This window comes from Rhizobium sp. H4 (assembly GCF_003013335.1).
In the GTDB taxonomy this organism is placed as follows: domain Bacteria; phylum Pseudomonadota; class Alphaproteobacteria; order Rhizobiales; family Rhizobiaceae; genus Rhizobium; species Rhizobium sophoriradicis.
The window spans coordinates 243,282-258,032 of record NZ_PSOW01000009.1; the positions used below are offsets into that span (position 1 = coordinate 243,282).

The window sequence follows — 14,751 nt, forward strand, 5'->3', positions numbered from 1 at the left end:
GAGGTAAAAGGCGCCCGGCCATTTGCCCGGCGCCTTTTATTTGGTCATGCGGCGAAGGCCGGATTGCGCCGCGCGCCCATCCTCAGCACGAAATAGATCGCTCCGCCGATGGCGACGCCGAAGAACCAGCCATAGGTGCCCCACCAATCTGGCAGGATCGAGGTGAAGGTCGGCAAGATCGAGGAGAACAGCGCGCCGACCGCGAATGCGATGAAGGCATTGCCGTGCCAGCCGTTCTGGAAGCGGAACTCGCCATTCTCGCGGTAGAGCGCTTCAACGTTCAGCTGGCTCTTCCGGATGAGATAATAGTCGACCATCATGATGCCGAAGATCGGACCCATCGTCGAACCGATGAAGTTGACGAAATGTGCCGCACCCGTTTCCCAGGGAGCAAACGGATAAAGCACGAGAGCGATCAGGGCGGCGATATATCCCCCGCGTTTGAAGTTGATCTGGCGCGGGAAGACATTGGCGAAATCGAAGGCCGGCGACACGAAGTTCGCCACGACGTTGATGCCGAGCGTGGCGACTGCGAAGGTCAAAGCGGCAAGCAGCGCCAGGAACCAGCTATCAAATTTCGCCGAGATCATTTCCGGATGCAACAGCACCTCGCCGTAGACAGTGAAGGCGGCTGTGGTCGTGACGCCTGCGACGAGGCAGAAGGCCAGAAGATTGATCGGCAGGCCCCAGAGGTTACCCTTGCGCAGCGCCTTTTCGCTCGTTGCGTAACGCGAGAAATCGCAGAAATTCAGGTAGAGCGCAGCGAAATAGGTGATCCAGGTGGCGGCGACAGCGGCAAGCGCCGCAAACGAGCCGGGCTCGCCCGGCACGCCGGCATCCTTGGTCTTTTCGATCAGCACGTCGCGCGGGATCTCCGAACCGAAGGAAAAGGTGCCTGATTTGGCGACCAGATAAACCGCGAGGATCAGCATCATGATCCAGACGGCAGGGCCGGCCCAATCCTGGAACTTGCGGACCGTTTCCATGCCACGTTGGATGATCAGCAGTTGCAGCGCCCAGACGATGACGTAGCAAATGAGCTCCAGCGTCGAATGTCCAAGCATGTGGCTGTTCTGGTGAAAGGCGAGCAGGCTCTCGTTGCGGATCAGCAAGGCAACGATCGCACCGGACGCCGCGGCCGTCTGCGCCCCGTACCAGAAGCAGGCAACCACCGCACGGACGAGTGCCGGAACGTTGGCGCCGAAGGTGCCGAAGGACGCTCGCGCCAGAACCGGAAAGGGTACGCCGGTGCGCACGCCGGCATTGCCGACCAGGCTCATCAGGAAGAAGATGACCAGAGAGCCGATGCCGATGGCGATGACGAAATTGACGAAGCTGCCGCACAGCAGGAACAGGCTCGCCGCCAGGTAATAGCCCCACAGGCTGTGGACATCAGACGTCCAGACGTTGAAGATGCTGAATGCACCCCATTTGCGCTCCGCGGCGGGTGCAAGGTCCTCGTTATACAACGAGGGAGACGGATCTCGAATGCTCATGAATGCCCTCCCATATCCCCTGTGGCGACTCGACCACGGGGGGAAGTCTGCGCTTCATTTAGGCATCTGACAATTTAATAGTCACATTGTACACAATGCTGATGGCCGCATTGTACAGATCCTCCGGAGCGCGCCCGGGCCAGTCAGTGCGCGCCGACGAAACGTCCGGCCAGGCGAAACGGGCTTGCGACGGCAGCGCCGGCCGCATCGAAGACATAGGCGCCGACATCGCCGGCGGATGCACGCTTGCCGCTTTCGAAGGAGGCAAGCTGCGCGCCGTACTTGGCGAGCGACGCGTAGCGGTCGTGCCCCAGCCCGTCCGACGCCTGGATCGACGTGATGTCGATGACCCGAAGCCTTTCCCGCAAGGCTTCCTCCCCGATGACGGGATCGTCGATATCGAGGCGTCCAACCCGCGGCCTCTCTCCCGCAATGAAGCTCGAAGCAACCAGCGCCCGGTCGTCCTTCGAAACAAGAAGTGAGATCGGGATCGGCATTCGCCCGATATCCGCAAGCTGCGAGCGGAAGACGTCGACGTCGATATCGGGGGCGGCGAGCACCACCGCCAGCTTGCTGATGACATCGTCGCGATGCTGCAGCTTGAGCTGCCGCACGGTTTCCATGACCAGGAACCCGCCCATGCTGTGTCCGAACAGGATGATGCGTTTCACCTTGCCGGAAGCAGAGAGCGAGGTGACGAGCGAACCGAGTTCGCTACGCGAGGAAAGCGCTGCGTCGCGGTCGGCGACATATCCGGCGACGGCTGCGGCCGACGGCCAGGAAAACAGGATCGGGGCACCCGGAATTTTCGCGTCCGCAGCGATCTGCGCGGTGCGAAACAGCGCTTCCTGATAACTGTAATTGTAGCCGTGCACGAAGATGCCGATGGTGCCGTCGGATTGCACGGAGCGGATTGCCTCCTGCACGAAGGCATCCTTTGGAAGCTGCTTGCGCCCGGTGACGGCAAATTGCCGTTCGGGATCAGGCCTTGACGTCGGATAGCTAATCACCGTGCCCTTCCGGCCGGGAGGAACTGAAAATTCGTACTGTTCATAGGTAAGGGTCTCGGACCATGCGCTCCCGAACCCGCCTAGGATGGCATCAGCGCTCCGGTTGGTCGCAGCCAGGACGCTCACCCGTTCGGAGGTGACTTCGGAATGAAGCGCCTCATTCAGATGAACCGGCTTAAGAACATTCGGCGACGGCCTTGTGGCGCAACCCGAAAGCATGGTGAGCGCGATCGCCGCAAGGATCACTGGGCCTGCTTTCGGTAGCAATTTCAAACGCCGTTTCACTATCGCCCCCTCCCCTTCTATGCCGAAGACGCGTTTCAGTGCGCTCATGTCGAGGTCCCACACCCTGCTCCCGCGTGGGATGGCTTTGCTTGCGCCACCCACGCCTTGCGTTCGGTCCGTGTTGCAAGCCGCGGCGGCATGAGGTGGCTGTCAAAGCCTGTCCTCATGCTTCCGCCGCGGCATCGGCCCGAACGCCTTCATCCCTCGGGATCCTGAACCAGGCGACGTAGAGCGCCGGCAGGAACAGCAGGGTGAGCGCGGTTCCGATGACGATGCCGCCCATCATGGCGTAGGCCATCGGCCCCCAGAAGATCTCGCGCGAGATCGGGATCAGGGCGAGGGTAGCGGCCGCCGCCGTCAGCATGATCGGCCGCATCCGGTGTTCGGTCGCCTCGATCACCGCCTGCCACGCCGCGACCCCTTCGGCGCGCAGATGCTCGATCTGCACGACCAGGATGACCGAGTTGCGGATCAGGATGCCGATCAGCGCCAAAATGCCGAGGATCGCGACGAAGCCCATCGGCGCGTTGCTTAGCAGCAGTGCCGCAACCACGCCGATCAGCGCCGTCGGCGCGACCGCAAACACCAGGAACAGGCGGCTGAAGCTCTGCAACTGGATCATCAGGATCGTCGCCATCGTAAACAGCATCAGCGGCGCCACAGCGGCGATCGGTCCCTGAGCTTCGGCGCTCGATTCGACCGCGCCGCCCACTTCCACCTTGTATCCCACGGGAAGGTTCTTCTGGAACTCTTCCACCTTGGGCTTCAGCTGGTCGACGATCGTCGCCGGCTGCGTCGAACCGATCACCGCCGCCTTGAGGGTGATGGTGGGTTGCCGGTCGCGACGCCAGATCGTCGGCTGCTCGAGTTCGTAGCGGAAATTCGCAACCGCCGAGAGAGGCACGACCTTGCCGTTGGAGGTCGAGAGCTGCAGATTCTCAAGCGTCTGGATGGAGTCCCGCTCGGATGCCCTGGCCCGGCCAACGACGTTGACCAGGTAGATGTCATCGCGGATCTGCGTTGCCGTGGAACCCTCGACGATACCGTTAAGCGCGGTTGCGATATCCTCGGAGGAGACGCCGAGCTGACGCGCCTTGTCCTGCAGAACATCGACCTTCACGACGCGGGAGGGTTCGTTCCAATCCAGCACCATGTTCGACAGAAGCGGGTGGGTACCGACAACGCCGGCAAATTGCTGTGAGATGTCGCGCACCTTCTGAATGTCCGGGCCGCTGATACGGTACTGAACCGGCTTGCCCACAGGCGGGCCGATGTCGAGCAGCTTGACGAATGCGTCGGTGCCGGGAAAGGTCTTGGTCAGGTAGTCCTGAAGCTCCGCCCGGACCTTGTCGCGCACCTCAAGCCCCTTGGTGACGATCACCGTCTGTCCGAACGACACGTCGGGCGTCTGCACGTCGAAGGAGAGGATGAAGCGCGGCGCGCCCTGGCCGACATAGGTCGTCCAGTGATCGATATCCTTGTTACCGGCCAGCATCTCCTTTTCGAACTTGGCCATCTGCCTGTTGGTCTCGGAAATCGAGCTGTTGTGCGGCAGATTCCAGTCGATGACGAGCTCGGTTCTGTCCGAGTTCGGGAAGAACTGCTGCTGCACCAGCCCCATGCCGCCGACCGAAAGGGCAAAGACGCCGACCGTCAGCACGATGGTGACCCAGCGCCAGCGCATCGCCAGTCCCAGGAGCCAGGAGAACACGGCGGCGAAGCGCCCCTTCTTCTCGTGATGCGACTTCATGGTCTTCGGCAGGATCGTCACGCCGAGAAGCGGCGTGAACAGCACCGCCACGATCCAGGAAACAACCAGAGAAACCGCGATGACGACGAAAAGCGTGAAGGTGAATTCGCCGGCGGCGCTGTTGTTGAGACCGACAGGTATGAAGCCGGCGACGGTGACGAGCGTTCCCGTTAGCATCGGAAAAGCCGTCGAGGTATAGACGTATGTGGCAGCTTTCTTCAGATCGTCGCCCGCCTCCAGACGGGCCACCATCATCTCGACGGCAATCATGGCGTCGTCGACGAGCAGCCCGAGCGCGATGATGAGTGCGCCGAGCGAGATGCGCTGCAGCGAGATGCCGGAATATTCCATCACCACGAAGGTGATGGCGAGCACGAGGGGTATGGAAATCGCCACCACCAGGCCGGCGCGCAGACCGAGGCTGATGAAGCTGATGACGAGTACAATGAGGATCGCTTCGAAGAGCGCGCGAGTAAAGCCTGAGACAGCTTCGTCGACGACATGCGGCTGGTCGGAAACACGGTGGACATCGACGCCGATCGGCAGATCGGCGACGACCTGTTTCATCTCGGCATCGAGCCCCTCGCCGAATTCCAGAAGATTAGCGCCCTGCTTCATGCCGATGGCAAGGCCGATCGCCGGCTCACCGTTGAAGCGAAACAGCGCCGATGGCGGATCGACGTAGCCGCGCGTGATCGTGGCGACGTCGGTCAGCGGGAAGAAGCGGTCGTTGATGCGCAGGTTGATCGACCGCAGGCTTTCCTCGGATGTGAACTGTCCGCTCACCCGCAAGGCGATGCGCTCCGGCCCGGCATCGACGAAGCCGGACTGCGTCACGGCGTTCTGGGCCTGCAGGGTCTGGATGACCGACTGCTGGTCGATTCCGAGCGCTGCGATCTGGCGGGTGGAGAATTCGAGATAAATCGCCTCGTCCTGCGCGCCGATCACGTCGACCTTGCCGACATCAGGCACCTTCAGAACCTCGGAGCGAGCGTTTTCGACAAGATCGCGAAGCTGCCGCTGGGTCAGGCCGTCGCTGGTGAAGGCATAGATGTTTCCGAAAACATCGCCGAAACGGTCATTGAAGAACGGACCGACGACGCCGCTCGGAAAATCGCCCTTGATGTCGGCGATCATGTTGCGGATGCGCAGCCAGGTCGGCGCGACATCCCTCGCCTTGGTCGTTGGCAGAAGCTCGACGAAGACGGTCGTCTGACCGGCGACGGTCTGGCTCTTGGTATAGTCGAGCGATTCAAGTTCCTGCAGCTTCTTCTCGATCCTGTCGGTCACTTGCCGCGTCACCTCCTCGGCGGAGGCGCCGGGCCACTGAGCGGTGATCACCATCGTCTTGATCGTGAAGTTCGGATCTTCCTCGCGGCCGAGGTTCAGGTAGGAGAAGGCGCCTGCGAGAATGAAAACGATCATGAAGTACCAGACGAGCGATCGGTGTTCGAGCGCCCAGTCGGAAAGATTGAAGGACTTCACTGGCTGATCTCCTGGTCGATCTTGATGGCCTGGCCATCTTGAAGTTTATGCACGCCGGCCACGACCACCCGTTCTCCGGGTGCGAGCCCTTCGGTGACGCGGACAGTGCCGCCGTCGACGACCTCGCCCGCGATCCTCACGCGGCGCAGCGACACCTTCTTGCCGGGCACGTCGACGATCCAGACGCTCTGGCCGTCGCTGCCGGTAAGGATGGCCGAGGAAGGCAGCACGATCTCGGGCTCCGCCGATATCGTTGCAGAGGCGGTGATGACCGAGCCGAGCCTGAAGGCTTCAGGTGGATCGGTGAGCGCGATCTTGGTCCTGCTCGTGCGGGTGGCGGTCTCCGCCTCCGGCGCAATCTCACGCACGATCCCCGAGGTGCGGATTGTCGGATCGAGTTGCAGCGTCACTTCGAAGGGTGCGCCGATCTTCAGTTTCTGCGCGGCTGCCTGCGGCACGTCGACGACGGCGTCGCGTTTGTCCGGCCGGGCAATGGTCACCACCGTCTGGCCGGCCGATACGACCTGACCTACCTCGGCCGAAGTCGCCGTCACAACTCCATCGAATTCCGCCCGAAGCTGTGCATAGCCCAGTTGCTCCTTGGCCTTGTCGAGATTGGCCTGCGCCTTGGCCACGGCGGCCGCGGCCGTCCGCCTTGCCTGCTCGGCCTCTTCGAGCGAGGCTTCCGTGCCGGAGCGTGATTCCACCAGCGCGCGCTGCCGCTGCTCCGTGGTCACCGCGTTTCTAAGCTGGGCATCGCTGTTTTCCACATCGGACTGGGCACTGCGCACGGCAAGCTCCAGCGCCAGCGGATCGATGGCGGCGACGACGTCACCCTTCTTGACGACATCGCCGACATTGACATTGCGGGCAATCATTCGCCCGAGTATCCGAAAGCCGAGTTCGGTCTCAATCGTCGGTTCGATGGTGCCGGTCAGGCTGAGGCTCGTGGCGGGCGTCTGCCTGACCGTTGTCGACAGCACCGGACGAGGCGCGTCCGTCCTCTCTTCTGCCTTCGGCTCGCAGGAGGACACCAGGGCCGTGCCCAGCATAAGTGCGACTATCTTTAGACGAATACTCACTTGGACGCTTCCTTGACGTAAGACACGATCTCGCCGGGCCTGAGGAACTTGGTGCCGTCGGTCACCACGACATCTCCCGCCGACACGCCCGATTTCACGACGAAGCTGCCGGTCTCGTAGCCGGCGACGTCGATTGTCCTGGCCGAAACCACGGAGGATGCGGGGTCGATGATCCAGACGGCCGGCTTGCCGTCCTTCGAGGTCATTGCCGACCAGGGCAGCTGGATGACGTCCTGTGGGAGGTAATTGAATCGTCCAACGACGGGAGCGCCCAGCGGAATGGGAGCATCGCTCGATATCGCCACCTTGACCTTGATGGTGCCGGTGGCGGAATCGATCGTCGGCGAAATCTCGCGAACCTTTGCCGTGATCTTCTGGGTCGGATCCGACAACAGAGTTACGGTGCCGTCGCCTTCGATCGGACGCAAGAACGCGCTTTCCACCACCTCGAAGACGGCATCGCGATCGCCATCATGAGCAAGCGTGAAGACGACCTGAGCGGCCTGCGCCACCTGTCCGACCTCGGCATTGCGGGCGGTGATCACCCCGTCGGCATCCGCTTTCAGCTCCGTGTAGGACAAGGTGTCCTGAGCTGTTTCGAAGAGTGCCTGCGCCGACTTCGTCGATGCCTGTGCCGTCAGAAGCGCCTCCTGCGCCTGATCGAGCGCGGCGCGGGTCGTTACCTGCGTCCGAAACAGGCTCTGCTGGCGGTCGAATGCAAGCTGCGCCTGGGTCTGCTGCGCCTCGGCCGACTGTAGATTGGCCGCCGCCACATCCAGGTCGGCCTTCTGCTGTTCCGGATCAATGCGCGCGAGGAGCTGCCCCGCCTTTACGGACTGACCGACCTCGACCAGCCGTTCGATGATCTTGCCGCTGACGCGGAAGGACAGGTCGGTCTGGACGCGCGCCCGCACCTCTCCCGTAATCGCGCCCCCCTGAACCAGCGGCTCAGGCTTGGCGACGACGACACCGACCTGCCGCGGGGTCGGCTCAGCCGGCCCGCTCTCATCGCTGCAGGATCCGAGACCGATGGCGCATACGATCGCGATCAGAATGGTTCTCATAATTGACCTCTTGCTCTCAACGGCAGCTCCTATATAATTGACTGACGGATTAGTCAATGAAACTTTGCGTCGCAGGAAAACGACGGGGAAGACAGGAAATGGCAGCTCAGAAGAAGCTCACACGCGCGGAGCAGAAGGCCCTGCGCCCCGTCCAGATTCTGGATGCGGCTTTCGAGGAATTCGTCAGAAGCGGTTTCGCCGGCACGCGCGTCGAAGACATCGCCGACAGGGTCGGCGTCACCAAGGGCACGGTCTATGTCTACTTCGGGACCAAGGAAAAGCTCTTCGAAGCCATGATCAACCACTTCTCCGTGCCGTTTCAGGAACTGCTCGCGATCGCCGATCGGCTCAGCGGCAGCGCTACCGACAGGTTGATTTCCATTCTCGGCCTCTTCTACGAACAAATTCCAGAGGACCGCGCGACGCGAGAGTTGACGCGGCTGGTCATCTCGGAGGGGCAGCGTTTCCCCGACCTGATCGATCGCCACCACGATCAGTTCATTGCGCCGATCATCGCCAAGATCGACGCCCTGATCCTGGAGGGCGTGGCGTCGGGCGAGTTTCGCCCAATTCCGGTGGAATTCTCCGACATCGTGGTCGCGCCCATCCTGACGACGACGGTCCTGCGGCTGATATTCGACGACCGTCGCGTACCCACTCCCAACAAGGAGGCCTTCCTGCGGACCTATTTCGACCTGCTGTTCAACGGTCTGCTTGCCAAGCCTCACTGATCGGCAATGGCTCCCGGCGCCTGCATTCATCGATCGATGCAGACGGATTTCGCCGAAAGCAGTAAAATAGCTGCGGGGCACGTAGCTTTTCTGAAGTCTTTATGTGAAAACATCGAGTTAGCTCGTGCCTTCAAAGGCGCCACCTGAACTCGTGACGGAAAAAGTGGAACGCAAAGTCAATCTTAAAGATGTCGCGCGCGATGCCGACGTGTCGCTGAGCACGGCCTCGCACGCCTTGAACGGAACCGCGCCGCTGACGGTCGAGGTGCGCGAAAGGGTTCTGGATTCGGCAAAACGTCTGGGTTACCTCGACCGCCGGAGAAAAAAGGCGACGATCGCTGCCCTGCACGTTCTGCTTCTCGCCATTCCTGATGACGCTGCGCCGGAGAGCGACCTCAACCTGGTGAGCTGGACGATCCTCAACGGTCTCAGGAGGGAATGCGAACGCCGCGGCATTCGGATCGTGCCTTTCGTCAGCACCGGCCGGCGCATCGACGGTGCCCAGGTCAGACAGATCGCGCTGGCGGAGCGGGCCGACGGCATCGTGGTCCTGAACGACGATCAGCCGGAACTGATCCGCAGCCTCGCCTCCGCCGATATGCCCGTCGTCATCGTCAATGGCGAGGACCCGACCATGCTGGTCGATACGGTGACCCCTGAAAACCGCTTCGGCGCCCGGCTCGGTATCGAGCACCTGCTGGGGCTCGGGCATCGCCGCATCCTGCACCTGACCTGGAAGGGCCGCACCACCATCCAGCGCCGTTATGACGGCTTTTCCGATGCCTTTCTCGCGGCACAGCTTCCGGTGCCGGCGGAGATGATCGTCGAGGCCGAGGGATATGAGCCCAGGCACGGCGAGGCAGCCATCAACGCGCTGCTCGACCGCGATCCGACGATGAAAGGCGCCAGCGCCGTCTTCTGCGCGGCCGACAATCTGGCCCTCGGTTGCCTGAAGGCATTGGCCGATCGCGACATCCGCGTGCCCGAAGCGATTTCCGTCCTCGGCTTCGACGACATCGTCCCCGGCGAGTTCAGTCGCCCGCCGCTTTCGACGATCAGCGTCCCCACGGACAGGCTCGGCGCCGCGGCACTCGCACTCATCGAACAGCGGCTGATCGCCAACGATCCGCAGCGGCCGGCTCATCGCCTGGAACTCGGATGCCACCTCGTCCTGCGCGGCAGCATAGCGCCGCCGGGTTGAACCGCCTGTAAGGTCGGGGCTCGAACTCCAAAGCTCAGATCAGCGCAAGCGCTCGGTCCGCAGTCGTGTATCCCGTGGGCTTTCGCCAAAAGTGCTGCGATAGACGATGGAGAACCTGCCGGCATGAGCAAACCCCCATATCGCGCAGATTTCGCGGACAGATTGCTGATTCGTCGGATCCCGCAACTGCTCGCGGGCTGCCTGCAGCCGGATCGTACGGAGATAGCCTGCCGGCGACGTCCCCCGGAAGGCCTTGAAACCCGTTTGCAGCGCACGAAGGGAAACGCCGACGTCATCGGCGACCATCGTCATGGTAAGAGGTTCCGCGATATTGGCATGCATGTACTCGATGGCCCGTCTGACATGCCAAGGCGCGATCAGCGACACGTTCTTCCTTTCGAGACGATCGGAAAGACGGTGGCGTGCGAATCGGATCACCAGGTGAGCGAGAGTTTCGCTCATCGCTGCCGCCGCAAGGGGTGAAGACAGCAGCGGACCACCGTCGCGCATACCCTGTACAATCGTCTGCACCAGATTGCCGATGAGTTGGCCGGCCTGTGTCGAGAGATCCAGAATGGGCTCCAGGTCGAGCGACTCGGAGAGCGGCGTCTCCACCAGCGAAGTAAGCGCCTGCCTCACGACCTTCCAGTCCAGGAAGAGAGCATCCGAGCGATGCGGGCCACCCTGGAGGACGCGATCGCCGGCCTCGTGATTGTTTGCCATAAGAAGGTAACCGGCGCCGCTTTCGACCGTTCTCCTGCCGATCGACACACGAAAGGATCCGGTGTGCGGCAAGAAAAAGGTGAGATGTTGCGGGCTCTCGTCAAGCGTTCGGATTATCCAGGGGCTCTGATAGACCGAATGAACCGTCGTGAGTGCCTCGGTTCTTCTCAAATCCGCGGCCCAGGCAAAGTTCCGTTCGTTTTTCAGCGGCTGGGCGCCGAAAACCCCATAGCCTGCCGAAAAGGCCTGCACCATCGATTCGAAGCTGGTGCCTTCATGCGTCGGCACAAAACCGTAACGCCCATGCTCTGCAAGGCGGACCGTATTCTCGGGTCTCAATGAATCCATGCAACTCGATTCTTTTCCCTTGCTACATGACTCGTCATCTCGACTGGTATGACCAATCTCGATGAGGTAAGCATGACCGGCGAAACCACGGACGACTTCCTTGCCCCGCAGAAGCAAAGCGTCCCCTTCACCTGCTTCACACTCACAGTGTAAATCAAAATGATCGGAAAATGAAGTACGTTCCTCTGAACCATGTCGCTGCACATTTCTTGCGAGACACACAACCGGCACGAGTGGCTTCTCGCAACGAACGGGACCTCTTGCGGTTGATCTGGAAGTCTCCCGGCATTGAGCGCTCCGATCTGACCGAGCCGCTGGATCTGACCCAGCAATCGCTGCATAGGATCGTCGGACGCCTTCATGAGCGGGGAATGCTCGTCTTTTCCCAATCGGAAAATCGGCGCGCGGGACCGCCGAGTCCGGAACTGACGCTCCGAAGGGACTGGTGTCTGACGCTCGGCATCTCCATTAACGTGGGTTCGATCGGCCTTTGCCTCATGGGTTTCGGCGAGCCGTTGGAGAATATGGAAATCCCGCAGGCTGGGTCCTCACTTTCCGTGGAGCTGGAGCGAATAGAGGCGGCGGTCGAAGACATTCTTGCCCGTCGCGGCGCCGGACGAAGCGATGTTCTCGGCGTTGGCCTGGCAGTCGCCGGCCACCGCATGCTGGAGACGGCATTCAACTGTCCGCTGCCGCTCGCCCATTGGTCGCTGATCGACCTTGCCCCCCTGCTTGGAGAGCGCCTTGGTCTGCCGGTCTGGGCTGACAATGTCGCCAGGACCGCTGCCTTGGCGGAAGCGATCTTCGGCGTCGGCCGTGACGTCGCCGATTTCGCCTATATCGCCCATCTTCATGGCTATGGCGGCGGCCTAGTTTGCGGGGGCATGCCATTCCGCGGCAGCTTCGGAAACGCCGGGGAATTCTCCGTTCTCTTCGGGCGTCAGGATTACGACGATCGACCCGCTCTCAACCAACTGCTCGAACATCTTCGCACCAAGGGGCGGCTGGGGCTGACCCTGAAGGACCTGAAGAACGAAAACCTGGTGGATTGGGACGGCGTCGAGGAGTGGGTCGGCCGTGTCACGCCGGCCCACAATCGGGCCATCAATGCGATCTGCGCGATCTTCGACCCGGCTTTGATCGTGCTGGGCGGCGAGCTTCCGCATTCACTCGCAAGAATGCTGATCGAACGGACCGAATTCAATAATCTGCCTCGGCACGGCGCATTGCGCGACGTTCCGCGGCTTGCCGTGGCGCAGATCATCGATGCCCCCGGCGCAATCGGTGCGGCCTTGATCCCCCTCTTCGAAACCGTTTTGTGATATTTCGCCCGCGGCAGGGTACCCGTTGCGGGCATTGCCTCACACAACATTTGAAGCGGCTCAGGCGATCGAGCCTGAATCGCTCCTGTCGAAAGCGGGAGGCCATAGCTCTACCCGCGCAATGGTGCCGATGTCGAATTCGGCCTGAAGGCGATCTGCCTCGCCGGCAAGCGTTGCGGCTGCGACGCCCGTGCGCCAGCTTCGCCTACTTCATCCCCGTGCCGGCGATGCCGGTCGTGATGTATTTCTGCAGGAACAGGAACACCACGGTCACGGGCAGCAGGCTGAGGAAGGTCATGGCCAGGATATAGTGCCACTGCACCGAGAACTCGCCCTGGAAGGCGTTGAGGCCCACCTGCAGGGTGAAATTCTCGCGGCTGTTGAGGACGATCAGCGGCCAGAGGAAATCGTTCCAGCGCCAGAGCACGGAGAAGATCGCGAGAACCGCGAGAGCCGGCGCCGTCAGCGGCAGGATGATGCGCCAGAAGATGCAGAATTCACTCGCGGCATCGACGCGCGCCGCTTCGATCAGTTCGTCCGGAATGGTCAGCATATATTGCCGCAGCAGGAAGACGGCTGTGGGAGAAGCGATGGTCGGCAGGATGACGCCCCAGAGGTTGTCGGCAAGCCCCACTCCGACGATGACGAGATAGGCAGGCACCATGACCACGGCGAGCGGGATCATCAGCGTCGAGATGATGATGACGAAAACCGTTGTGTCGCCGCGAAATTTGTATTTCGACAGGGCAAAGGCAGCCATGGCGTTGACGATCAGCGTCAGAAGCGTCGCAACGACGGTGACGAACACCGAATTCTTGAGGAAGGTCAGGAAGTTGAAGCGCGTCAGCGGATCGGTGTAGTTTTCGGTGGCAACGGTCATGTGCTGCACCGGCGTGATCCCCTTGACGTCGACGCTGACCGGCTGTCCCGGATTTGCCGGATCGACCATCTGGGCCTTGAGCCCGATGCGCCGGACCATCGCCATCTCACGCGGTTGGCCGTCGATCGTGACTTGCCAAAGGCTGAGCGGCTTGTCGAAGCCGGGCACTGTCTGCTCCACGGCGGCGCGCGGCAGCAGCGTCGGCGGAAAGCGGGTGATTTCGGCCGCCGGCTTCAACGAGGAGAGGCCGGCCCAGAGCACCGGAACGAGCACGGCGAGCGTGCCGCCGATCAACCAGACCCACGACAGGATGTCGGTGATGTCGATGCGTCCGGCCCGGCGCGTGCGCGTCATGAAGCTGATCGGATTCAAAGATCTGTTCATCTCAAGACTCCATTCGCTTGCCCAGGCGCAGCTGGATGAGGGTGAGAACCAGAAGCACCAGCCCCATCAGAACCGAAGCGGCCGAGGCAAGGCCGAAAAGGCGAAGATCGCTGCTGAAGGCCATCTGGTAGATATATTGGACGATGAAGCTGTTGGCCGTGCCAGGACCGCCGCCATTCGTCAGAACCCAAGCTTCGTCAAAGATCTGCACTGACTTGATCATCAGAAGGATGAATACGACGAGCAGGTTCGGCGCAAGCAGCGGCAGCGTGATCCTGAACAGCATACGGCGCGGCGAGGCGGCGTCGATTGAGGCGGCCTCATAGAGTTCCTTCGGGATCGCCTGGAGACCGGCAAGCAGGATGAGCGTGTAAAAGCCCATATGGAACCAGACGGAGACCACGACGACGAAGAAGCGCGACCAGCCGACATCGAGCAGGAAAATTTCAGGAGGCACGCCAATCATCTGAAAGAAAGCGTTCAGCAGTCCGTTGCGGTCGAGGAACCACTTCCAGATCAGGCCGATGACGACCGGCGACAAGAGAACGGGGTAGAAGAACATCGCTCGGAAGAAGCCGCGCGCAAAGATTGCCCTGTTGAGGATCAGCGCCGTGATCAGCGCCACCAGCAAAGTGGCGGTGACGTTCAATGCGACGAACCAGAGCGTGTTCCACACCGCCGTCCAGAACAGCGATTCCTGGCAGGTTCCCGGCTGCAGGTAATTGCCGCAGGAAAGCAGGGCGCGGAAATTGTCGAAGCCGACGAAGGGCCGCTCCGAGACGAAGAGATTGGTGCCGCCGGTGAAGGCGTAACCGACCGCGATGGCGATCGGAAGAAACGTGAAGATGGCGAACAGAACGAGGTTCGGCGCCAGGAACAGCCAGGGCATGCGCTTGCGGCCGAAGAGGCGTTCGAACGCATTCATCGGAGCTTCAACCACCCTCATCGCCGTGTCGCCCGCCTGGGAGAGCAATGCAGCCGCAGCCATGG

The 14,751-nt window shown here is 61.7% G+C and carries 11 protein-coding genes; 3 read left to right on the top strand and 8 right to left on the bottom strand.

Annotated elements, in window-relative coordinates:
- Positions 1-44: 44 nt before the first annotated feature.
- From C4N04_RS16280 to C4N04_RS16300, 5 genes are all read right to left on the bottom strand, one after another.
- Entirely contained in the window at positions 45-1,496 is a 1,452-nt protein-coding gene (locus C4N04_RS16280) for an NCS1 family nucleobase:cation symporter-1 (RefSeq protein WP_040141824.1), read from the bottom strand.
- 143 nt (positions 1,497-1,639) lie between these two features.
- Complete coding sequence (locus C4N04_RS16285; protein WP_077989166.1) at positions 1,640-2,794, bottom strand: alpha/beta fold hydrolase; 1,155 nt, start codon at positions 2,792-2,794, stop codon at positions 1,640-1,642.
- 160 nt (positions 2,795-2,954) lie between these two features.
- A complete protein-coding gene (locus tag C4N04_RS16290) occupies positions 2,955-6,026 on the bottom strand; it encodes an efflux RND transporter permease subunit (RefSeq protein WP_077989105.1) in 3,072 nt (1,023 codons plus the stop codon).
- Positions 6,023-7,108, bottom strand: a complete 1,086-nt coding sequence (locus C4N04_RS16295; protein ID WP_096763161.1) for an efflux RND transporter periplasmic adaptor subunit — start codon at positions 7,106-7,108, stop codon at positions 6,023-6,025. The genes C4N04_RS16290 and C4N04_RS16295 overlap by 4 nt, the downstream gene beginning before the upstream one ends.
- Entirely contained in the window at positions 7,105-8,172 is a 1,068-nt protein-coding gene (locus C4N04_RS16300) for an efflux RND transporter periplasmic adaptor subunit (protein ID WP_096763160.1), read from the bottom strand. Before C4N04_RS16300 ends, C4N04_RS16295 begins: the two co-directional genes overlap by 4 nt.
- Before the next feature lie 98 nt (positions 8,173-8,270).
- Here C4N04_RS16300 and C4N04_RS16305 point away from each other — a divergent pair, with 98 nt between their 5' ends.
- The gene (locus tag C4N04_RS16305) at positions 8,271-8,903 is read left to right on the top strand and encodes a TetR/AcrR family transcriptional regulator (RefSeq protein ID WP_077989102.1); all 633 of its coding nucleotides are present in this window, start codon (positions 8,271-8,273) and stop codon (positions 8,901-8,903) included.
- A 163-nt stretch (positions 8,904-9,066) separates the two neighbouring features.
- Positions 9,067-10,104 carry a LacI family DNA-binding transcriptional regulator gene (locus C4N04_RS16310; protein ID WP_077989101.1) on the top strand — a complete coding sequence of 346 codons (1,038 nt, stop codon included), beginning with the start codon at positions 9,067-9,069 and terminating at the stop codon, positions 10,102-10,104.
- A 39-nt stretch (positions 10,105-10,143) separates the two neighbouring features.
- Here the strand turns inward: C4N04_RS16310 and C4N04_RS16315 are convergent, their stop codons facing one another.
- Positions 10,144-11,175 (bottom strand): helix-turn-helix domain-containing protein, encoded by a 1,032-nt coding sequence (locus tag C4N04_RS16315; protein WP_106796522.1) that lies wholly within the window; start codon positions 11,173-11,175, stop codon positions 10,144-10,146.
- Positions 11,176-11,345: 170 nt separating this feature from the next.
- Between C4N04_RS16315 and C4N04_RS16320 the strand changes: the two genes are divergently transcribed.
- A complete protein-coding gene (locus C4N04_RS16320) occupies positions 11,346-12,497 on the top strand; it encodes an ROK family transcriptional regulator (protein ID WP_077989099.1) in 1,152 nt (383 codons plus the stop codon).
- Between the two features lie 205 nt (positions 12,498-12,702).
- Here the strand turns inward: C4N04_RS16320 and C4N04_RS16325 are convergent, their stop codons facing one another.
- Both C4N04_RS16325 and C4N04_RS16330 read right to left on the bottom strand, forming a co-directional pair.
- Positions 12,703-13,761: a carbohydrate ABC transporter permease gene (locus C4N04_RS16325; protein WP_040141842.1), complete on the bottom strand. Its 1,059-nt coding sequence runs from the start codon at positions 13,759-13,761 to the stop codon at positions 12,703-12,705.
- Position 13,762: 1 nt separating this feature from the next.
- Positions 13,763-14,749: a sugar ABC transporter permease gene (locus C4N04_RS16330; protein WP_106796523.1), complete on the bottom strand. Its 987-nt coding sequence runs from the start codon at positions 14,747-14,749 to the stop codon at positions 13,763-13,765.
- Between the last annotated feature and the right edge of the window lie 2 nt (positions 14,750-14,751).